Genomic DNA, 21418 nt, shown 5'->3' on the forward strand with positions numbered 1-21418 from the left:
GCATGAGCGAATGACCGAACCCTTGCTGACGATGCGCGGCATCGTCAAGGAATTCGACGGCGTGAAGGCGCTCGACGGCATCGACCTGGTGGTGCGGCCCGGCGAGTGCGTGGGGCTGTGCGGCGAGAACGGCGCGGGCAAATCGACGCTGATGAAAGTGTTGTCGGGCGTGTATCCGCACGGCACGTGGGAGGGCGAGATCCGCTGGGAGGGCGCGCCGCTCGTCGCGTCCGGCGTGCGCGACACCGAGCGCGCGGGCATCGTGATCATCCACCAGGAACTGATGCTCGTGCCTGAGCTGTCGGTGGCCGAGAACATCTTTCTCGGCAACGAGATCACGCTGCCGGGCGGGCGCATGAACTATGCGGCGATGGTGCAGCGTGCCGAGGCGCTGCTGCACGAACTGCGGATCGACTCGATCAACGTCGCGCAGCCGGTGATGAACTACGGCGGCGGCCACCAGCAGCTGATCGAGATCGCGAAGGCGCTGAACAAGCGCGCGAAGCTGCTGATCCTCGACGAACCGTCGTCGTCGCTGAGCGCGTCCGAAACGCGCATCCTGCTCGACATCGTGCGCGACCTGAAGCGCCGCGGCGTCGCGTGCGTGTACATCTCGCACAAGCTCGACGAGGTCGAGGCGGTGTGCGACACGGTGACGGTGATCCGCGACGGCCGCCATGTCGCGACCGAGCCGATGCGCGCGCTGACGACCGACCGGATCATCGCGATGATGGTCGGCCGCGAGATTCGCGATTTGTACCCGCGCGAGCCGCACGAGATCGGCGACGTCGTGCTGGAAGCGCGCCACGTCACCTGCCGCGACGTGACGAACCCGCGCCGCAAGCGGGTGGACGACGTGTCGTTCAGCGTGCGGCGCGGCGAGATCCTCGGCGTCGCCGGGCTCGTCGGCGCGGGGCGGACCGAGCTGATGCAGGCGATCTTCGGCGCGTATCCGGGCGCGTGCACGGCGACCGTGCTGATGAACGGCCGGCCGCTGTCGATCCGCACGCCCGCGGATGCGATTCGCGCCGGTATCGCGATGGTGCCCGAGGACCGCAAGCGCCACGGCATCGTGCCGCAGCTCGGTGTCGGCCACAACATCACACTGACGGTGCTGCGGCGCTTCGCGGCGCGCGGCCGGATCGACGCGGCCGCCGAGCTGGACGCGATCCGCACCGAGATGCAGCGGCTGTCGGTGCGTGCCGCGCATCCGTTCCTGCCGATCGCGAGCCTGTCCGGCGGCAACCAGCAGAAGGCCGTGCTCGCGAAGATGCTGCTGGCCGAGCCGCAGGTGCTGATTCTCGACGAGCCGACACGCGGCGTCGACGTGGGCGCGAAAGCGGAGATCTACCGCCTCGTGTTCGCGCTCGCGAAGCGCGGCGTCGCGCTGATCGTCGTGTCGTCGGAAATGCCCGAGGTGCTCGGGCTCGCCGATCGCGTGCTGGTGATCGGCGAAGGCGAGCTGCGCGGCGACTTCGTCAACGACGGCCTGACACAGGAACAGATCCTCGGCGCCGCGCTGAAATCCGGCCGGCGGCCGACCGAACCCATTGCAGCGAGTGCGACATGAATTCCGAACTTTCTTCCTCCACCCCGGCGACGCAGGACGCGGATGCGCGCCGTTCAAGCGGCCACGAAGCAGGGCACCCGGCCGGGCGCTCGACCGGCAGCCAGCTTCGCCAGGTCTTCGTGCGCTACAAGATCCTCGCGCTGCTGCTCGCGGTCGCGGCGATCTGGGCGTTCTTCTCGGTGCTGACCGACGGCGCGTTCGTCACGCCGCGCAACGTGTCGAACCTGCTGCGGCAGATGTCGATCACAGGGATGCTCGCGTGCGGGATGGTGTTCGTGATCATCGCGGGCGAGATCGACCTGTCGGTCGGCTCGCTGCTCGGGTTGCTCGGCGGCGTCGCGGCGATCCTCGACGTGAACCGCCACTGGCCCGTCGCCGCGACGGTCCCGGCGGTGCTCGCGCTCGGCGTGCTGATCGGGCTCTTCAACGGCTGGTGGTCGACCTACCGGCGCGTGCCGTCGTTCATCGTCGGGCTCGGCGGGATGCTTGCGTTTCGCGGGATCCTGCTCGGCGTGACGGGCGGCTCGACGATCGCCCCGGTGTCCGACGGCTTCGTGTTCCTCGGGCAGGGCTACCTGCCGCGCGTGGCCGGCGACGGCCTCGCGCTGCTGCTGTTCGCGCTCGTCGCGCTGCTGGTCGTGCGCCAGCGCGGCACGCGGCGCCGCTACCGGCTCGCGGTCGCGCCGCTGTGGCAGGACGCCGTCAAGATCGTCGGCGCGGGGGCCGTGCTGTTCGCGTTCGTCGCGACGCTCGACCGCTACGGCGGCATCCCGGTGCCGGTGCTGTTGCTGCTCGCGCTGCTCGGCGTGTTCTCGTGGATCGCGACGCAGACCGTGTTCGGGCGGCGCATTTATGCGGTGGGCTCGAATCTCGAGGCGACGCGGCTGTCCGGCGTCGATACCGACCGCGTGAAGCTCGCGATCTTCGCGCTGATGGGCCTGATGTGCGCGTTCGCGGGCATCGTGAACACCGCGCGGCTCGCGGCCGGTTCGCCGTCGGCGGGCACGATGGGCGAACTCGACGCGATCGCCGCGTGCTTCATCGGCGGCACGTCGATGCGCGGCGGCTCGGGCACCGTGTACGGCGCGCTGATCGGCGCGCTCGTGATGGCAAGCCTCGACAACGGGATGTCGATGCTCGACGTCGACGCGTACTGGCAGATGATCGTCAAGGGCGCGGTGCTGGTGCTGGCGGTGTGGATCGACGTGGTGTCGCGGTCGAACCGGCGGTGAGGCGTCGTGCGCTGGCCGCCCGTCAACGAGAGGTGGACATGAAACGGAACACGGTACCGATGCGCGGGATCTCCATGCTGACGGCGTCGCCGCTCGCGGCGCCGGCCGTCGAATACGATCGCGGGGCCGCGCTCGGCCTCGGCGATGCGCGCGATCGCCGGATCATCGCGGACGCGCTGCGCACGCTGTTGCGCGAGCGCTCGGAAGCGCTCGCGTTCGCGATGCGCGTGGCGGACGAGCATGATCGTCCGAGGCCGGACGCGAACGATTTCGCGCTGACCGACATCATCCGGCTCGCTCGCATCGTCGAGCGCGCGGAGCGATACGGCGATGCGATGAACGAGCCCGTTCCGGGCGCTGCACGCTGATACGTGAATGGCCTGGCAGGCGCCGTTTGTGCGAGGTCGTGCGAGGTTGCGCGTTGACCGAACAATTTCGTACTGGAAAGCGGTTGAAGCGGGCGTCGACACGATCCGTGATCATGGCCCGGCTCGCTTCGCCGTCGCGGCGGTTCGCGGCGGCGAAACCTCCCGAACGCGCGCGGCGACCGTTACGGCAGCGGTGCACCCCACACCGCGCTCACGTCGCCGCCGAGCCGCCATTCGCTGAACGGGCGGCGCGGCGCGATGATCGCCGGCAGGCGGCGATCGTGAAAACGTGCGTAGTACGGCTCGACCCAGCTCAGCTCGTCGCGGAACGTCCACGGGAACAGGTCCTGCCTGACCGGCGTGATCGTCCTGAAACTGTCGGGATTCTCCACTGCGTCGATCACGAGGTTGGCGAGGCGGCCGATCGCGCCGCCGTTTTCGCGGTACAGGTCGATCTTGCGCCGTTGCACGAGTTCCGCCGCGAACACGAGCGGCAGCAGCGCGAAGGTGTGATAGTGCAGCGCGCGGTTGCCGCGCTTGACCTCCCGCGCGAGCGAACCGTCGGCGCCGATGTCGCGGATCCCTTCGCGTACCCGCAGCAGGCCGGAATCGATCAGGCTCGCGTTGTCGGTCACGGTGCCGATGGCGATCAGGTCGAGGCCCGCCCAGTACACGAGGTTGTTGTGCAGGTGGTTGATTGCTTCCGAATCGCGCGTGGCGATCGCGATGCGTTCGAGCCACGGGTCGATTGCGTTGAACTGCGCGCGGTTCGCTTCGCGCATGCCGCGCGGCATGCGCAGGATCACCATCGCGAAGTCGGTGCCGGCCCACGAACGCTCGTCATACCCCTGATAACCGGTAATCTTGCCCATCAGTGCATCCGCTTGCGCCCAGCTGTCGAGCAGGGTCAGCGCGCACGACCAGTCTGCGTGTTCCGCCGCCGCGTTCAGCTTCGCGATGAAATCGCGCATCGGCTTCACGTCGCGCGCATAACCGGTCGGGTCGTCGTAATAGCCGGGCGGATCGATCGTCCGCACCGGCGCGGGCACGTCGCATGCGCGGCTGGCGGACGCGGCGCCGAGCAGCGCGCCGACGGTGAACAACGCGACCGATAGCCTTCGGAAAGAAATAGCGCGCATGCGGTCCTCGAGAGGGCGGGTTGGGGGCGTCGAGCCGGAGGCAGTCTAGCGGTTCGATCTTTCAGCGGCCTTTCCTGATCGCGGCCGTTGCCGGCCGGCGCGATGTCCTGCCCGATCCGGCAGGCCGGCGGCGCGGGTCCCGGCGTCGTATGCTTTACGTTATCCTGTCGCCCTCGACCGCCTGCCCGATCCGATGAAGCGTCCGCCGTTTTCCACTCAACTCGTCATGCTCTGGGCGCTCGTCGCGACGCTCTGCGCGACGCTCGTCGCGGTTGTCTGGGTGATGGCCAGTTCCGCCGAAGGGCAGCAGATCGCCGGCGCGCGGGCCGCGGGTGAAGCGGCCTGCGAAGCGGTCGCGTCGCGCTACGATGCGTCCGCCGCGCAGGCCGGCGCGCAGCCCGATTCGGCGCTGATGCATGCGATCCTCGATATCGTCCTGGCGCGCGCGCCGGACATGGAAGGCGGTTTCTGGACGGCCGGCGGCGCACCCGCGGCGAGCGGTTTTCTTGCGTATTCCTTTCCGACTTATCAAGGCAGCGGCATCAAGCGCGACGTGCCGGACGCGGAAACGCCGCTGATTCTCCGCACGCTGCGCGCGGCCGCCGCGACGCGTGCCACGGCGTCGAATGCGGTCGAGGGCGCGCAGGATGCCGTGATCGCGGCGGCGTGTCCGGTCCGCGCCGGGGCGGGCCTGTTCGTCTGGATGCTGACGCGCGCCCGCCCGCCGCTCGGCCGGCACGGCGAGCTGCTGGCGACGGGCCTTGCGGGCGTGCTCGCGGTGATTCTCGCGATCGCGGCGGCGCTCGCCGTCGCGCTGCGGCGCTGGAAGGGCAATCTCGCGCGGATCGAAGCCGGGTTGGCGCCCGACGGCCGCGCACCGCACCTGCCGTACGTCGGCGAGCCCGATCTCGACCGGATCATCGATGCGTTCAACGCGCATGCACGGCGTGCCGAGCAACTGCAACAGCAGGCCGCCGAACTCCGCACGCGGCTCGCACAGGCGGAACGCTTCGGGATGCTCGGCAAACTGGCCGCGCAGGTCGCGCACGAGATTCGCAACCCGATGGGCGCAATGCGGCTGAAAGCCGAAAACGCGCTGGCCGGCGACAGCCGACGGCAGCAGGACGCGCTGCGCGTGATCCTGGCGCAGATCGAACGCATCGATGCGCAACTGTCGGGCCTGCTCGCGCTGACGCAGCCGGTCAGCCCGCATGCGACGCGCGTCGACGTCGACGCGTGGCTCGCGCAGGTCGTCGACACGCACCGCGAGTTGGCGCAGCGGCAGGCGATCGATCTCGCATGGCTGCCCGGCGAGCAGGGCGAACGCCTTGCGCAGCCCGCCGCGTTCCCCATGTTCGATCCCGACCAGATGCGTCGCGCGCTCGACAACCTGTTGCTCAACGCGCTGCGCCATGCCGGCGACGGCGGTGCGGTCACGCTCGCCGCCGCGCGTCGCACGTTCGGCGGACGCGACTGGCTGCGGATCACCGTGTCGGATACCGGCCCCGGGGTTCCCGCCGAGGAGCGCGAGCGGATTTTCGAGCCGTTCGTGACGGGGCGGGCGGACGGCACCGGCCTCGGTCTTGCCGTCGTCCGCGAAGTGGCCGCGGCGCATGGCGGCCAGGCCTGGCTCGACGACGTTCCGCACGGCGCATCCTTCGTCATTGAAATCCCATGGCAACCATCCTCATAGTCGACGACGACGCGGCATTTCGCGACGGCCTGGCCGAGACGCTCGCCGATCTCGGTCATCGGGTCGTCGAAGCCGGGGCCGGGCGCGCGGCGTTGAGCGCGCTGCGCAACGGCGGCCGCGTCGACTGCATCTTTCTGGATTTCCGCTTGCCGGACCTCGACGGGCTCGCGGTGCTCGCGCAACTGCGCGACGATCCGGCGCTGTCCGCGATCCCGGTCGTGATGCTGACCGCCCATGCGACCAGCGACAACACGATCGACGCGATGCGGCTCGGCGCGTTCGATCACCTGACCAAGCCGATCGGGCGTCGCGACATCGCGCAACTGCTCGCGCGCGTCGTTTCCGCGAACGCGCCGCCGGCGGCCGTCGAGCCGCACGATGGCGGGTTTGCGCGCGAACCCGCATCGGCCCGCCCCCGGCTGCTGGGCGTGAGCGCCGCGATGCGCGACGTGCAGAAGCAGATCGGCCGGGCCGCGACGAGCGACGCGACCGTGCTCGTCACCGGCGAGACGGGCACCGGCAAGGAAGTGGCGGCGCGCGTGCTGCATGCCGCGTCGATGCGGCATGCCGGGCCGTTCGTCGCGGTCAACTGCGCGGCGATTCCGGCCGACCTGCTCGAAAGCGAACTGTTCGGGCATCGACGCGGCGCGTTTACGGGGGCGCACGTCGATCGCGCCGGGCGGCTCGTCGAGGCCGACGGCGGCACGCTGTTTCTCGACGAGATCGGCGACATGCCCACCGCCATGCAGGCCAAGCTGTTGCGCGCGCTGCAGGAGCGCGAGGTGACGCCGCTCGGTGCGGATCGTCCGACGGTGATCGACATCCGGGTGGTGGCCGCGACGCACCGCGATCTCGCCGAGGCCGTCGCGAACGGCACGTTTCGCGAAGACCTGTTCTACCGGCTGAACGTGATTCCGCTGCACCTGCCGCCGCTCGCGGATCGCGTGGCCGACATCCTGCCGCTGGCCGCGCATTTCCTGGCGTGCGCGGCAGGCGCGCGCCCGTTGCACCTGACGAACGACGCACAGCGGGCGTTGCTCGATCATCGCTGGCCGGGCAACGTGCGTGAGCTGCGCAACGTGATGGAGCGGGCGGCCGCGCTGGCGCCCGGGCCGGCCATCGGCGCGGCCGATCTCGGGCTCGGCGTCGTGCCGGGGCTTGCGTCCGGCGGCGACACGCTCGCGCTGCCTGCGCCGCTGTTCGACATGCCGTTGCCCGACGCGCTGGCGGCGGTCGAGCGCGCCGCGATCCTGCGCGCGCTCGAGCGCGCGAACGGCAATCGCGCGGAGGCGGCACGGCAGCTCGGCATCGGCCGTCAGTCGCTCTATGCGCGCATGGCCCATCTGGGTATCGAGCGCGACGACTAGCGGCGCCATGACGCCTGTCGGGATTCCCGACAACGGCGGGTAAAACGTGTCGGGAATCCCGACACGTTTTACACGGTTCATCGTTCGATACGCGGCCTGGCGGGCACATGCGTGCTGGCACGCGTGTTGCAGATATCACGGCATCGCAACCCGTTGCCGGAGTCCGCCATGAAGTCGACCCCACGCGCCGCGCGTTCGCGGCCACCGCGCCGCGTCGCCGTTCGCCGCAGCTGTGCCGGACTGTGTGCCGCAGCGCTGATCGCCGCGGCGACCGCCTGCGCCGCGCAGATTCCACCCCCGCCGCGTGCGGACGAACCGCCCGGTGCGCCGCCGCGCGCCGGTTTCGAACCGGCTCCTCTTCCGCCTCCGCCGCAGTCGCCCGTCGCCTCCGACACACTCGTGTCCGGCACGCTTTCGCGCCTGACGATCAACCCGGAAGGCGCGGTCGACGGTTTCGTGCTGACCGACGGGACGCTCGTCGGCGTGCCGCCGCATCTCGGCACGCAGCTGATCGCGCTCGCGCGGCCGGGCGACCGGGTAACGGTGGCCGGCGAACGTCGCGTCGGCGACGACATCCACGCGCGCGTCGTGCGCAACGACCGCAGCGGCGCATCGTTGTCCGACCAGCCGCCGCCATCCGCCGCACCGATGCCGCCCGCGCTGCGCGGCGTCAATCTGGCCCGCCTCAGCGTGTCGGGTGTCGTGCGGCGCGTCACGCGCGCGCCACGCGGCGAGCCGGACGGCGTGATGCTCGACAGCGGCGCGATCGTCAAGCTGACGGTGCCGGCCGCCCAGCAGTTCGGCGCGCTGCTCGTACCCGGCGCGCGCGTTGCCGCGGTCGGATACGGCACGCGCAATGCCTACGGCGAAGCGCTGCAGGCCACCGCGTTCGGCTCGCCGGGCCGCGTCGTGAATCTTTATGACGACGTCGTGCGCTGATCGCGCGTCGTCTTCCTGCCATCCCACAAGGAGTCCTGCCATGCACTGGATCGATCCCGCCTGCCTGCCCGAAACGCGCGGCCGCGTCACACAGTTCCTGCTCAACCCGCACGGGGACATCGACGGCCTGATCCTGAACGGCGACCTGCAGGTTCACGTGCCGCCGCACCTGGGCCGCGAACTGGTTCGCCATGTCGAGGTGGGCGACCGCATCCGCGTGCGCGGCGTCAAGTCGCGCGGCGCCGCGATGATCGTGGCGGTGCAGCTGACCGGGCGCCACGGCGTCGACATCGTCGACAACGGGCCCGTGCCCGGTGCGCCGAAGCCGCCGCATGGCGGCCGCAAGCTGATGGAGATGAGCGGCGAAGTCGCGTTCGCGCTGCACGGCCCGAAAGGCGAGCTGAACGGCGCGTTGCTGACGAACGGTGTCGTGCTGCGGATGCCGCCGCATGCGGCAGCGGAGCTGAGCGACTATCTGCGCGCCGGTATCCACGTCATGGCGTGGGGGCAAGGCGTCGTCACGCGGTACGGCGCGGTGCTCGAAGTGAGCGAGATCGCCGAGCTCGTCGATGCGGACGACGAATGACTGCCCGTCGACGATGAGAGCGGCGCGCGCGCTCGAGGCGCTCAATTTCTTCCTGGCCGACGTGCAGGCCGGCATCGGCCCGTTCGTGGGCGTGATCCTGCTGTCGCGCGGCTGGAGCGCCGACGCGATCGGCTCGGTCATGACGCTGGCCGGGCTCGCCGCGATGGCCGCGACGCCGCCGGCCGGCGCGCTCGTCGATGCGCTGCGCGCGAAGCGCGCGCTGATCGTCACGGCCACCGCCGTGACGGCGCTGGCCTCGCTCGCGCTGATGTTCGCCGACGGTTATCCGGCGGTGGCGGCATCGCAGATCCTGGCCGCCGTCGGCGGCGCGGCGCTGGCGCCGGCCGTCGCGGGCGTGACGCTCGGCATCGCGCGCCGGCAGGGTTTCGACCGGCAGTTCGGCCGCAACCAGATGGCGAACCATGCGGGCAACGTGGTCGGCGCGGCGCTCGCCGGATGGCTCGGCTGGCATGCGGGCTTCGACGCGGTGTTCGCGCTCGTCGCCGTGTTCACGCTCCTCGCGATTGCGAGTACGTTGGCGATTCCCGCGCGGGCCATCGACCACGCGTGCGCACGCGGCCTCGACAGGGACCCTGTCGAGCCGCGCACGCATGCCGTGCGCGATGATCCGCCCATGGGCGCGTCGGCGCCACCCGCCGGCGGCTTGCGCACGCTCGCCTCGAACCGGCCGCTGGTCCTGCTCGGCGCGTCGCTCGCGCTGTTTCATCTCGGCAACGCGGCGATGCTGCCGCTCTACGGAATGGGCGTGGTCGCCACGCATCGCAGCAACGCGAGCATGTTCACCGCGCAAACCATCGTCATCGCGCAGCTCGTGATGATCGCGGCCGCGTGGGTCGCGCCCCGGCTGATTCGCGCGCACGGTTATTGGCGCGTGCTGCTGCTTTCCTACCTGGTGTTGCCGGTGCGGGGCGTGCTTGCCGCCGTGCTGATGAGCGAGGCGGGCGTCTGGCCGGTGCAGGTGCTCGACGGCATCGGTGCCGGCCTGCAAAGCGTCGTCGTGCCGGCGCTGGTCGTGCGCCTGCTGCACGGCTCCGGCCGCGTGAACGCCGGGCAGGGCGCCGTCGCGACCGCGCAGGGGATCGGCGCGGCGCTCAGTCCCGTGCTGGGCGGCGTGCTCGCGCAGCACTTCGGTTATCCGGTCGCATTCGTCGTGCTGGGCGCCGTGTCGACGGGCGCGCTCGCGCTCTGGCTCGGTCACGCGCGAGCGCTGAGCAGCGTGTGCGGCAAGCCGGCCGACCTGCCGGCCGCGTCGTCCTGAACGTGCTTTCCTTCTCCCTGCGATTCCCGACCTGCCCATGAATTCCGTTTCACTTGCATGGCTGATTTCCGCGCTCGCCACGGCGGGCGTCATCGCCCGCCCGTTCGGCTGGCCCGAGGCAACCTGGGCCGTGAGCGGCGCGTTGCTGCTGGTCGTGTGCGGCCTGTTGCCCGTGCATCCGGCGCTCGATGCCGTCGCGAAGGGCGGCGACGTGTACCTGTTCCTGACCGGCATGATGCTGCTGTCCGAGGTCGCGCGGCGCGAAGGGCTGTTCGACTGGGTCGCGACGCGCGTCGTCAATCTCGCGCAGGGTTCGCCCCGGCGCCTGTTCGCGCTCGTCTACCTGGTGGGCACCGTGACGACGGTCTTCCTGTCGAACGATGCGACCGCCGTCGTGCTGACGCCCGCGGTCATCGCGGCCGCGCGCCGGGCGAAGGCCGATCCGCTGCCGCTGCTGTACATCTGCGCGTTCGTCGCGAACGCGGCGAGTTTCGTGCTGCCGATCTCGAACCCCGCGAATCTCGTGCTGTACGGCGCGCGCATGCCGTCGCTCGGCGTATGGCTCGCCCACTTCGCGATCCCGTCCGTCGCATCGATCGCATGCACGTTCCTGATGCTTCGGATGACCCAGCGGCACGCGCTCGGCGGCCGTTGCGAATCCGGTTTGCCGACCCGGCCGCTCACCGGCGGCGGGCGTATCGCGCTGGCCGGCATCGCGATCACGGCCGCCGCGCTGATGACGGTGTCGGCGCTCGATCTTCCGCTCGGGTTGCCGACCGCGGCGGCCGGTATCGTCACCGTCGCATGCGTGCTGGTCAAGGATCGCACCGCGTGCATGCCGATCGTTCGCGCGATTTCATGGAGCGTGTTGCCGCTCGTCGCGGGGCTGTTCGTACTCGTCGAGGCGCTCGACCGGAGCGGAGCGGTGCGTGCGCTCGCCGGGCTGCTGCGCGCGCTGACGGCAAGCGGCGAGCAGGCCGCCGCGGCCGCGGCGGGCGTTGCGATCGCGCTGGCGTCGAATCTGGTCAACAACCTGCCTGCCGGGCTCATCGCGAGTTCGACGGTCGACGCCGCGCGCAGCCCGCAAACGGTGATCGACGCGATCCTGATCGGCGTCGACCTGGGGCCGAACCTGTCCGTCACCGGATCGCTCGCGACGATTCTGTGGCTCGCGGCCATCCGGCGCGAAGGGTTGCAGGTCGGGTTCGGCGCGTTCCTCGCGGTCGGCGCGTGCGTGATGTTGCCGGCCTTGCTGCTCGCGCTGGCGGCGCGGCTCGTGCTCGGCGCGTGAAGCGCATGAAGCACGGCGCCGGCCGGCCAACCCCCGCTAGAACGTATAGGCTAGCGACGCGAACAGGCTGCGCGGCGCGCCCGGCGTGACCCACAGGCTGTTGTAGGAGCTGACGTAGGTGGTGCGATTGAACAGGTTGTTCAGCACGACCGACGCACGCAGGTGCTTGTTGACCTGCACATAGCCGTTCAGCTGCACGGTCGCATAGGCCGGCAGCTCGAACCCGTCCTGCGTGTTCGCGGTATTGCCGGCCCGGCGCCCGACGTAGATCAGGCCGGCGCCGGCACCGGCCTTGTCCGCGAACGGTACCGCGGTTTCGTACAGGAGCAGCGCGCTGCCGCTCAGGCGCGGAATGTCGACGAGGCGTGCGCCGGGTGTCAGCACCGCGTCGTGCGTGACTTCGGCGTCGACATACGCAAGGTTGACGAGGGCGCGCACGCCGTGGCCGAGATCGCCGTTCCATTCGAATTCGACGCCGCGGCTGCGCACCTCGCCGGCCGCGCGCGAGAAACCGGCGTTCGCCGGATCGGCGGTCAGCACGTTGCGCTTGTTGACGTAGAACGCCGCGACGGTCGCGAGCCAGCGCGCGCCGGCCCATTTCGCGCCGGCTTCGTAGCCGTGCCCTTTCTCCGGATCGAACGCGCGGCCGTCGACGTCGGCGCCGTTGTTCGGCCGGAACGAATACGCGGTGTTCGCATAGAGCGACAGGGCGGGGCTCATCTCGTACACGATGCCGATGCGCGGACTCAACGCGGTCTGCACCTGGCTGCTCGTCGTGCCTTTCAGGCGGTTCTCGACCGACTGGTGGAAGCGATCCCAGCGCAGCCCGGCGAGGATTTTCCAGTGCGGCCCGAACGCAAGCGTGTCCTGCGCGTAGAGCCCCTGGCCGTCGTCGCGCTCGAGCAGGTTGGTCGCGGTGCGCGGCGTGGGCGCCGGCTGGCCGTAGACGGGATCGAAGATGTCGATCGCATACGGCGCGGCGGCCGTGGGCGTCGAGCGCGCGACGAACTGGTCGTAGTTGAAGCGGTACGCATCGACACCCAGCACGAGCGTGTGGCCGATGCCGCCGGTGCTGAACTTGCCGGCCGTTTCGATGCGGCCCTGCAGGTCGTTCGAATGAAACGCGACTTGTCGGTAGCGGCGCCACAGCGTGCGGCCGTCCGGCTGCAACGCGAACGCCTCGGACGAGCGGCCGGACAGGTCGGTGGTGCGCTGCGCGAACCCGGCGTTGACCGACCAGTTCGCATCGACGCGATGCTCGAGCGTGAACTGATGGCCCGTGTTGCGCACGTCGTAGTCGCCGTCGCGCGGCTCGCCGAGGAAACGCGACGCGGGGATCACGCCGAGCTGGCCGCCCACCGCGACCACGCCGCGATCGAGCGGCGCGCGCTGGCGCGCACTCTCGAATTCGTAATGAAGCGTCGTGTCCGCACCGATGTCCCACGTGAACGACGGTGCGAACAGGTAGCGTTTGCTCGACACGGTATCGCGGAAGCTGCCGTTGTTCTCGTTCATCGCGACGAAGCGGTACGCGAGCGATTTCGTGACGGGGCCCGTCGAATCGAGTGTCTGGCGCAACGCGCCGTAGCTGCCGGCCGACACGCCGATGGTGTTCGCGCGAGCGAACTGCGGCTGCTTCGTCGTATAGCTGATGATCCCGCCCGGATCGCCGCGGCCGTACAGCGCGGACGCCGGCCCCTTGAGCACTTCCATGCGCTCGAGGTTGACGGTGTCGCGCGGCACGCTCATCCCGCGATTCCACGAAAAACCGTTGACGAGGTAGTCGGTGCCGGACGTGTTGCCGTCGCCGGCGAAGCCGCGCACCGCGTAGTTGTCCCAAAGACCGCCGAAGTTGTTCTGGCGCGCGACGCCCGCGACCCAGTCGTACAGGTCCTCGCCGCGCGTCGCCGCGACCGTGCGCACGAGTTTCGCATCGACGCTGCTGACCGCGAACGGGATCTCCATCACGTCCGCGTCGCCGCGCGTCGCGCTCGTCGAGTCACGTGTGCGAAACGGCGCGCTCGCGCGCTGCCCCGAGATCTCGATGGTGGGCAGCGTCGCCTCCTGCGCGTCGGCCGTGCCCACGCCGGTCGCGCCGACGACGATGGCCATCGGTGCGGCCGCCCAGTTTCTCCTGCTCATACCTCTCCCTTTCGTGTCGTTCGCGTTCGGGCACGGCGGGCGGCCTTGCGCCGACATTGGTGTTCCAAACAGTACATTTGCGCGGCAATTTAATGCAAATGAGAGGCATTTGCAATCGTAATTTTGAGTGTTGAGGGGGGGAGGTAAACGGTGGGGCGCACGGATGCGAGCGAGGGGATGGGTGGGTTTCCCGAATTGCCGAACGGCGTGGAAACAAACCATGGCGTGGTGACGGCCGGATAGCGCTTTCGTCACGCCTGCGCGAGAAATATGAGTGAAATTGCAGGGGGCACGGCGCCACGCGATGCACGACACCGCGCTCGCCGACGCGCGCCGGCGCCCGTGCGTGTTCAGCTCAATCCGGATCGGCTTTCAGCCCACCCTCGATCCACCGCGCTTCCGACGCGCGAAGATGCGCGCGAATGGCCGTCTGCGCCGCGATCGGATCGCCGGCCTGCAACGCGAGCAGCACGTCCTCGTGCTCGCGCACCGCGGCGGTCCACGTCTGCGGATTCTCCGCATGGCCGCGCATCGCGGCCGCGATCGGGTCGTGGCGGCTGTCGAACAGCTCGCCGACGAAGCGGGTGAGCACCGAGTTGCCGGCGGCTTCCGCGATCAGCATGTGGAACTGCCGGTCGGCTTCGACCGGGGATTTGCCGGCCTCCGCGAGCCGCTTCATGCGCTGCACCGTGCGGCGCAGCCGCTCGAGCATCGCGGCCGTCATCCGCGCGGCGGCCAGGGCCGCGACGCTGCCTTCGACGGCCGCGCGGGCCTGCATCAATTCCGACGGACTGTCGCCGAGCGTGGCCATCGGGCCGACAGCGTCGGCGGCCGTATCGCGCACATACACGCCGGAGCCCATCCGGATCTCGATCTGCCCGCCGATTTCCAGCGCGATCAGCGCCTCGCGAAGCGACGGCCGCGACACGCCGAGCGTCAGCGCCAGCTCGCGCTCGGGCGGGAGCCGCTCGCCGATCGCGAATTCGCCCTGGCGAATCAACGCGACGATCTGGGCCGCGACCGATTGGTAAAGCCGCTTGGGTTCTGTCGTTTTCATCCGAGTGATAGGGATCAATGCGCTTCGGGCGCAAGCGCGTGTCGCGGAGTCTATCACGCCGGACGCATCGCCCCGTGTAGCGGCGCGTTCATCCGGATGTCCGGGTTTTCACTATTGGTAAGATCGGATGTGAATAATTAAATTGGCTTGACCAAAATGGGTTTGGTTGCTGTAATTCATCCAAATTGGACTGACCAGATAGTGCCGAGGTCGATCCATCCCCAGGAGACGCAATGGCAATGCCTCGCAATCTGCCCGGTCAGGCCGCGCAGGACGAACCGGACCGGGAGATCCTGCGTCTGGACGGGATTCGCAAGCGCTTCCCCGGCGTCCTCGCGCTCGACGGGATTCGCCTCGACCTGCGCCGCGGCGAGGTGCATGCGGTGTGCGGCGAGAACGGCGCGGGCAAATCGACGCTGATGAAGATCATCAGCGGCCAGTACCTGCCCGACGACGGCGTCGTTCACTATCGCGGCGCGCCGGTGCGGTTTCATTCGGCCTCCGAAGCGCAGGCGGCCGGCATCTCGATCATTCATCAGGAGCTCAATCTCGTCCCGCACCTGAGCGTGGCGGAGAACCTGTTCCTCGCGCGCGAGCCGCGGCGCGGGCCGTTCGTCGATACGAAGCGCATGAATGCGGAGGCGGCGCGCTGCATCGCGCGCATCGGCCTGAACGTCGCGCCGACGACGAAGGTCGGCGTGCTGTCCATCGCGCAGCAGCAGATGGTCGAGATCGCGAAGGCGCTGTCGCACGATGCGCGCGTGCTGATCATGGACGAACCCACGTCGTCGTTGACCGAAACGGAAACGGTGCAGCTGTTTCGCATCATCGAGGAACTGCGCGCCGATGGCGTGGCGATCCTGTATATCTCGCACCGGCTCGACGAAATGGCGCAGATCGTCGATCGCGTGACGGTGCTGCGCGACGGACGCCACATCTCGACGGACGCTTTCGCCGACGTGAGCATCGACGACATCGTCGCGCGCATGGTCGGACGCACGCTCGACGACGCCTATCCGTCGCGGCAATCGGTGCCGACCGACGAGGTGCTGCTCGACGTGCGGGACCTGCGCCGCGACGGTGTGTTCGGGCCGGTGTCGTTCGCGCTGCGCCGCGGCGAGATCCTCGGTTTCGCGGGCTTGATGGGCGCCGGGCGCACCGAGATCGCCCGCGCGATCTTCGGCGCGGATCGCCCCGACGGCGGCACGATCGCGCTGCACGGCCGGCCCGTGACGATCCGCTCGCCGCGCGAGGCGATCCGGCACGGCATCGCGTATCTGTCGGAGGATCGCAAGAAGGAGGGGCTCGCGCTGCCGATGCCCGTCGCGGCGAACCTCACGCTCGCGAACGTGCGCGGCATCACGTCACGCTTCGGATTCCTGCGCTTCGACGACGAACTCGACGTCGCGCGCCGCTACGTGCAGGACCTCGCGATTCGCACGCCGTCCGTGCACCAGCGCGTCCGAAACCTGTCCGGCGGCAACCAGCAGAAGGTCGTCATCGGCAAATGGCTGTACCGCGGCTCGAAGATCCTGTTCTTCGACGAGCCGACGCGCGGCATCGACGTCGGCGCGAAATTCGCGATCTACGGGCTGATGGACCGGCTCGCCGCCGACGGCGTCGGCGTGGTGCTGATCAGTTCGGAACTGCCCGAACTGCTCGGCATGACCGACCGGATCGCCGTTTTTCACGAAGGTCGATTGACCGCATTTCTCGATACGAAACACACCAGTCAGGAGGAGATCATGCACTACGCGTCGGGGCGTTCCCATGCTTGAAATGACATCCGATCGAAGCCAGGCCGACGAACGCGCGGCGCGACAGCGGCGGCGCGACCTGATCCAGAAGTTCGCGGCGCTGGGCAGTCTCGTCGTGCTCGTGTTCGCGTTCTCGATCTCGAGCGCGGCGTTCTTCTCGGTCGACAACCTGATGACCGTCGGTCTGCAGGTCACGTCGATCGCCTATCTGGGCGTGGCCGCCACCTGCGTGATCATCACGGGCGGCATCGACCTGTCGGTCGGCTCGGTGCTCGCGCTGTCCGGCGTGTGCGCGGCGCTGCTGGTCAAGGCCGGCGTGCCGGTGCCCGCCGCGATGGCGGCCGGCATCCTGGTCGGCGCGCTGTGTGGGCTCGTCAACGGCATCTGCGTGACGCAGATGGGCCTGCCGCCGTTCATCGCGACGCTCGGCATGATGCTCGTCGCGCGCGGCATCGCGCTGCAGATCACCGGCGCGCGGCCGGTATCGGATCTCGGCGATGCGTTCGGCGCGCTCGGCAACGGCGCGCTGCTGCGGATCTCGCGCATCGGCGCGGACGGGTTCCCCGACACGACCTTTCCCGGCATTCCGTATCCGGTCGTGATCATGGTCGTGCTGTTCGTCGTGGTGTCCGTGCTGCTGTCGAGAACGTCGCTCGGCCGCCATATCTACGCGGTCGGGTCGAACGCGGAAGCCGCCCGGCTGTCGGGCGTGAACGTGCAGGGCGTGAAGCTGTTTACCTACGTGCTGTCCGGCGCGCTCGCGGGCGTGACCGGCTGCGTGCTGATGTCGCGGCTCGTCACCGGGCAGCCGAACGAAGGCGTGATGTACGAGCTCGACGCGATCGCCAGTTCGGTCATCGGCGGCACGTCGCTGATGGGCGGCGTCGGCACGATCTCCGGCACGGCGATCGGCGCGTTCGTGATCGGCGTGCTGCGCAACGGCCTGAACATGAACGGCGTGTCGAGCTTCATCCAGCAGATCATCATCGGCGTCGTGATCCTCGGCACGGTGTGGATCGACCAGTTGCGCAATCGCCGGCCCTGACCGGCAGCAAGCAGTCCCTACCAACGAGAAGCGGAGCGAGACATGAACAAATCCATCCTGCTGGCGGCATCGGCGTGCGTGTTCGCGGTGTGCAGCAGCGGCGCGTATGCGGCGGGCGGCGAGATCGCCGTGATCGTCAAGACGGTCAATTCGAACTACTGGCAGAACGTGCAGAAGGGCGCGAAGGCGGCGCTCGACGGCGCCAAGGGTTACACGATGACGTTCCAGGGCCCGGCGGCCGAGTCCGACATCAGCGGGCAGGTCAACATGGTCGACAACGCGGTCACGCGTCACGTGGCGGGCATCGTGCTCGCGCCGTCCGATCCCGATGCGCTCGTGCCCGCGATCAAGAAGGCGTGGGAAGCGCACATTCCCGTCGTGCTGATCGACTCGGCGATCGCGGACGCGGGCAAGCCGTACTACCAGGCATTCCTGTCGACCGACAACGAGAAGGCGGGCGCGCTGTGCGCGAAAGCGCTGATCGACCGCGTCGGGCAGTCCGGCAAGATCGCGATCATGTCGTACGTGCCGGGCGCGGGCTCCGAGGTCAGCCGCGTCGGCGGGTTCCGCAAGTACATCGAGAGCCATTCGAAGCTGCAGGTCGTCGGCCCGTACTACTCGCAATCGCAAATGGCGACCGCGCTGAACCAGACGACCGACGTGCTGTCGGCGAACCCGGACCTGAAGGGCATCTTCGGCGCGAACGAGCCGACCGCGGTCGGCATGGGCCGTGCGCTGAAGCAGTCGGGCAAGGCGGGCAAGGTGGTGGCGATCGGGTTCGACGGCAACGAGGACCTGCAGGGCTTCGTGCGCGACGGCACCGTGCAGGCGATCGCCGTGCAGGGCTCGTGGCAGATGGGGAACCAGGGCGTGCGCACGGCGCTTGACGTGATCGAGCGCAAGCCCGCGCCGAAGCTGATCGATACCGGCGTCGTGATGGTCGACAAGCAGAACCTCGATTCGCAGGCAGCGAAGAATGTCCTGTACTGATCACCCGTGCCGCTTGCACGCATCGAGTCGCCACTCATGAACGCAAACGATACGCGCACCTTGCCGCGCAGCGGGCTGACGGTGTCCGCGCTCGGCCTCGGCTGCTCGCAGCTCGGCGGCCTTTATCGGCCGATGTCGGCGGCCGACGCCGCCGCGCTGGTCGACGCCGCGTGGGCGGCCGGCCTGCGTTATTTCGACACCGCGCCGTATTACGGCTACACGCTGTCCGAGCGGCGCGTGGGGGCGGGGCTCGCCCCGCGCGAGCGCCGCGCGTTCACGCTCAGCACGAAGGTCGGGCGGCTGATGCGCGCCGACGCGAGCGTGCGGCCGGGCGACGACGGCTGGGCCGAGCCGCTGCCGTTCCGGCCCGTCTACGACTACAGCTACGACGGCATCATGCGCTCGCACGACGACAGCCGGCAGCGGCTCGGGCTCGCGCGGATCGACATGCTGTACGTGCACGACATCGGCGCGATGACGCACGGCGATCGTCACGCGCACTACTGGGAACAGTTGACGCGCGGCGGCGGGTTTCGCGCGCTGGATGCGCTGCGCGCCAGCGGCGAGATCGGCGCGTTCGGTCTCGGCGTGAACGAATGGGAAGTCGCGGCCGACGCGCTGAAAGAAGCGGCGCTCGATGCGGTGCTGCTGGCCGGCCGCTACACGCTGCTCGAACAGACGGCGCTCGAACCGCTGCTCGACGCGTGCGCCCGTGACGGGACGGCGATCGTGATCGGCGGCGTGTTCAATTCCGGCCTGCTCGCCGGCAACGGCAAGTTCAACTATGCGGACGCGAGCGCCGACGTGATCGACAAGGCCACGCGGCTCGGCGCGCTGTGCAACCGCTTCGACGTGCCGCTTCCCGCCGCGGCATTGCAGTTTCCGTTCGGTCATCCAGCCGTCGTATCGTGCGTGGTCGGCGCGCGCAGCGTGGCGCAGTTGAAGCAGAACATCGACTGGTTCGAGCGTCCCGCGCCGGCCGAACTGTGGGATGCGCTGCGCGACGAAGGGTTGATCGCGGCGCACGCGCCGGTTCCGGGAGCCCACGCATGACCATGCGCATCGACGCCCATCAGCACTACTGGCGCATCGACGCGCGGGCCGGCAGTTGGCCGCCGGCCGAACTCGATGCGATTCACCGGGATTTCGGTCCCGCCGATCTCGCGCCGCTGCTCGACGCCGCGCGCATCGACACCACCGTCCTCGTGCAATCGCTGCCGAGCGAAGCCGACACGCGCTTTCTGCTCGATCTCGCGAACGAAACGCCGAGCGTCGGCGCGGTGGTCGGCTGGGTCGACCTGAAGGCCGACGACGCACCGGCGCGGATCGCGGCGTTTGCGTCCGCGCCGAAGGCGCGCGGCTTGCGACCGATGCTGCAGGATCTGCCCGACGACGCGTGGATCGACGATCCGCGGCTGGATCGCGCGGTCGCCGCGATGCTCGAGCATGGGCTGCGTTTCGATGCACTGGTGATGCCGCGCCATCTCGATGCGCTGCATGCATTCGCGCGACGCCATCCGGATCTGCCGATCGTGATCGACCATGGCGCGAAGCCGTTCATCGAGCGCGGCGAATGGCAGCCGTGGCTGTCGGCGATGAGCCGGCTCGCCAGCCTGCCGAACCTTCATTGCAAGCTGTCCGGCCTCTGGACGGAGGCAGGGCCGTCGGCCGGCCCGGATGTCGTGCGTGCGCGCACGCGGCCGTATGTCCACGCGCTGGCCGAGCTGTTCGGGCCGACGCGCCTGATGTGGGGCAGCGACTGGCCGGTGCTGCGGCTGGCGTCGGCGTGCGGCGGCTACGGCGAATGGCTGGCCGCGTGCGAGGACGATTGCGCGCGGTTGCTCGGCGCCGCGGCGCTGGACGGCCTCTTCGGCGGCAACGCACACCGCTTCTACCGGATCGACACCGCACGCCACGACGAATGAACCAGAACGAAAGGAACCCGACATGCTCAGCGTGATTTGCGAATCCCCCGGCGTGCTGCGCGTGCAGCAGCGCGAACTGCCCGTGCGCGGCAGCGGCGAAGTACTGTTGCGCGTGCAACGGGTCGGCATTTGCGGCACCGACCTGCATATCTTCACCGGCAACCAGCCGTACCTCGACTATCCGCGCGTGATGGGGCATGAGCTTTCGGCGGTCGTCGTCGAGGCGGAACCCGAGTCGGGGCTCGGCGCCGGCGACGCGGTGTACGTGATGCCGTATCTGTCGTGCGGGCACTGCATCGCCTGTCGGCACGGCAACACGAATTGCTGCGTGAACATCAAGGTGCTCGGCGTGCATCGCGACGGCGCGCTCGCCGAATACCTGAGCGTGCCCGCGCAGTTCGTGCACAAGGCCGACGGCATTTCGCTCGACCAGGCGGCGATGCTGGAATTTCTCGCGATCGGCGCGCATGCGGTGCGGCGCGCGGACGTCCGCGCCGGGCAGCGGGCGCTGGTCGTCGGCGCCGGGCCGATCGGCATGGCCGCGATGATCTTCGCGAAGCTGCGCGGCGCCGATGTCACATGCCTCGACACGCGGGCGGATCGACTGGCGTTTTGCCGGCAACATCTGACGGTCGATGCGACCGTGGAGGTAGGCGCGGATGACGCGGCGCGTCTCGCGGCGTTGACGAACGGCGAGTATTTCGATGCGGTGTTCGACGCCACAGGCAACCTCGATGCGATGAATCGCGGTTTCGAATTCGTCGCGCACGGCGGCAAATACACGTTGATCTCGATCGTGCGCGGGCACGTCGCCTTTTCGGATCCCGAATTCCACAAGCGGGAAACCACGCTGCTCGCGAGCCGCAATGCGACGGCCGAGGATTTCGCGACGGTGCTCGACGCGATGCGCGGGGGGCGTATTCCGGACCGCGCGCTGAACACGCACCGGATGCGGCTCGAAGAGGTGCCGGATGCGCTGCCGCGTTTGCTCGATGCGGGGCAGACCGTCGTGAAGGCGCTCGTCGAATGCTGATCGAT

18 protein-coding genes are annotated in these 21418 nt (G+C 69.3%); 15 read left to right on the forward strand and 3 right to left on the reverse strand.

Features of this window, described 5'->3' with window-relative positions; translation table 11 throughout:
• Nucleotides 1–10 precede the first annotated feature (10 nt).
• From xylG to FOZ70_RS00870, 3 genes are read left to right on the forward strand one after another with little or no spacing between them, the layout of a single operon-like run.
• Nucleotides 11–1570, forward strand: coding sequence for a D-xylose ABC transporter ATP-binding protein (xylG, locus tag FOZ70_RS00860; protein ID WP_059587330.1), 1560 nt, complete (start codon nucleotides 11–13; stop codon nucleotides 1568–1570).
• Complete coding sequence (locus FOZ70_RS00865; protein WP_059686195.1) at nucleotides 1567–2802, forward strand: sugar ABC transporter permease; 1236 nt, start codon at nucleotides 1567–1569, stop codon at nucleotides 2800–2802. The genes xylG and FOZ70_RS00865 overlap by 4 nt, the downstream gene beginning before the upstream one ends.
• Before the next feature lie 38 nt (nucleotides 2803–2840).
• A complete protein-coding gene (locus FOZ70_RS00870; RefSeq protein WP_258025509.1) occupies nucleotides 2841–3170 on the forward strand; it encodes a hypothetical protein in 330 nt (109 codons plus the stop codon).
• A 182-nt stretch (nucleotides 3171–3352) separates the two neighbouring features.
• Here the strand turns inward: FOZ70_RS00870 and FOZ70_RS00875 are convergent, their stop codons facing one another.
• Nucleotides 3353–4309, reverse strand: a complete 957-nt coding sequence (locus tag FOZ70_RS00875) for a mannuronate-specific alginate lyase (protein WP_021163233.1) — start codon at nucleotides 4307–4309, stop codon at nucleotides 3353–3355.
• Between the two features lie 193 nt (nucleotides 4310–4502).
• Here FOZ70_RS00875 and FOZ70_RS00880 point away from each other — a divergent pair, with 193 nt between their 5' ends.
• From FOZ70_RS00880 to FOZ70_RS00905, 6 genes are all read left to right on the forward strand, one after another.
• Entirely contained in the window at nucleotides 4503–6002 is a 1500-nt protein-coding gene (locus FOZ70_RS00880) for a HAMP domain-containing sensor histidine kinase (RefSeq protein WP_219704761.1), read from the forward strand.
• The gene (locus FOZ70_RS00885) at nucleotides 5984–7369 is read left to right on the forward strand and encodes a sigma-54 dependent transcriptional regulator (protein ID WP_219704762.1); all 1386 of its coding nucleotides are present in this window, start codon (nucleotides 5984–5986) and stop codon (nucleotides 7367–7369) included. Before FOZ70_RS00880 ends, FOZ70_RS00885 begins: the two co-directional genes overlap by 19 nt.
• Nucleotides 7370–7768: 399 nt before the next feature.
• Complete coding sequence (locus FOZ70_RS37890; protein WP_226193319.1) at nucleotides 7769–8308, forward strand: hypothetical protein; 540 nt, start codon at nucleotides 7769–7771, stop codon at nucleotides 8306–8308.
• A 40-nt stretch (nucleotides 8309–8348) separates the two neighbouring features.
• Nucleotides 8349–8894, forward strand: coding sequence for a hypothetical protein (locus FOZ70_RS00895; RefSeq protein ID WP_048027420.1), 546 nt, complete (start codon nucleotides 8349–8351; stop codon nucleotides 8892–8894).
• Nucleotides 8895–8907: 13 nt separating this feature from the next.
• Entirely contained in the window at nucleotides 8908–10173 is a 1266-nt protein-coding gene (locus tag FOZ70_RS00900; protein WP_060067523.1) for an MFS transporter, read from the forward strand.
• A 37-nt stretch (nucleotides 10174–10210) separates the two neighbouring features.
• Entirely contained in the window at nucleotides 10211–11464 is a 1254-nt protein-coding gene (locus FOZ70_RS00905) for an arsenic transporter (RefSeq protein ID WP_059492910.1), read from the forward strand.
• Between the two features lie 36 nt (nucleotides 11465–11500).
• Here the strand turns inward: FOZ70_RS00905 and FOZ70_RS00910 are convergent, their stop codons facing one another.
• Both FOZ70_RS00910 and FOZ70_RS00915 read right to left on the reverse strand, forming a co-directional pair.
• On the reverse strand, nucleotides 11501–13606 hold the full coding sequence (locus tag FOZ70_RS00910; RefSeq protein ID WP_219704763.1) for a TonB-dependent receptor: 2106 nt from the start codon (nucleotides 13604–13606) through the stop codon (nucleotides 11501–11503).
• 355 nt (nucleotides 13607–13961) lie between these two features.
• Nucleotides 13962–14663 carry a FadR/GntR family transcriptional regulator gene (locus FOZ70_RS00915; RefSeq protein ID WP_059485518.1) on the reverse strand — a complete coding sequence of 234 codons (702 nt, stop codon included), beginning with the start codon at nucleotides 14661–14663 and terminating at the stop codon, nucleotides 13962–13964.
• Nucleotides 14664–14896: 233 nt separating this feature from the next.
• Here FOZ70_RS00915 and FOZ70_RS00920 point away from each other — a divergent pair, with 233 nt between their 5' ends.
• Genes FOZ70_RS00920 through FOZ70_RS00945 form a run of 6 tightly spaced genes read left to right on the forward strand, consistent with a single transcriptional unit; the run spans nucleotide 14897 to nucleotide 21413 of the window.
• Nucleotides 14897–16441 carry a sugar ABC transporter ATP-binding protein gene (locus tag FOZ70_RS00920; RefSeq protein WP_048027418.1) on the forward strand — a complete coding sequence of 515 codons (1545 nt, stop codon included), beginning with the start codon at nucleotides 14897–14899 and terminating at the stop codon, nucleotides 16439–16441.
• Entirely contained in the window at nucleotides 16434–17465 is a 1032-nt protein-coding gene (locus tag FOZ70_RS00925) for an ABC transporter permease (protein ID WP_059492905.1), read from the forward strand. Before FOZ70_RS00920 ends, FOZ70_RS00925 begins: the two co-directional genes overlap by 8 nt.
• Before the next feature lie 42 nt (nucleotides 17466–17507).
• Complete coding sequence (locus tag FOZ70_RS00930) at nucleotides 17508–18455, forward strand: ABC transporter substrate-binding protein (RefSeq protein WP_011549866.1); 948 nt, start codon at nucleotides 17508–17510, stop codon at nucleotides 18453–18455.
• A gap of 36 nt (nucleotides 18456–18491) precedes the next feature.
• Nucleotides 18492–19508, forward strand: coding sequence for an aldo/keto reductase (locus FOZ70_RS00935; protein ID WP_219704764.1), 1017 nt, complete (start codon nucleotides 18492–18494; stop codon nucleotides 19506–19508).
• Nucleotides 19505–20380: an amidohydrolase family protein gene (locus FOZ70_RS00940; protein WP_081068545.1), complete on the forward strand. Its 876-nt coding sequence runs from the start codon at nucleotides 19505–19507 to the stop codon at nucleotides 20378–20380. The genes FOZ70_RS00935 and FOZ70_RS00940 overlap by 4 nt, the downstream gene beginning before the upstream one ends.
• Nucleotides 20381–20402: 22 nt before the next feature.
• Nucleotides 20403–21413 (forward strand): zinc-binding alcohol dehydrogenase family protein, encoded by a 1011-nt coding sequence (locus FOZ70_RS00945; protein ID WP_059485521.1) that lies wholly within the window; start codon nucleotides 20403–20405, stop codon nucleotides 21411–21413.
• Nucleotides 21414–21418 lie beyond the last annotated feature (5 nt).

Origin of the sequence: Burkholderia sp. COPS (assembly GCF_019425585.1) — a bacterium.
Lineage (GTDB): Bacteria > Pseudomonadota > Gammaproteobacteria > Burkholderiales > Burkholderiaceae > Burkholderia > Burkholderia cepacia.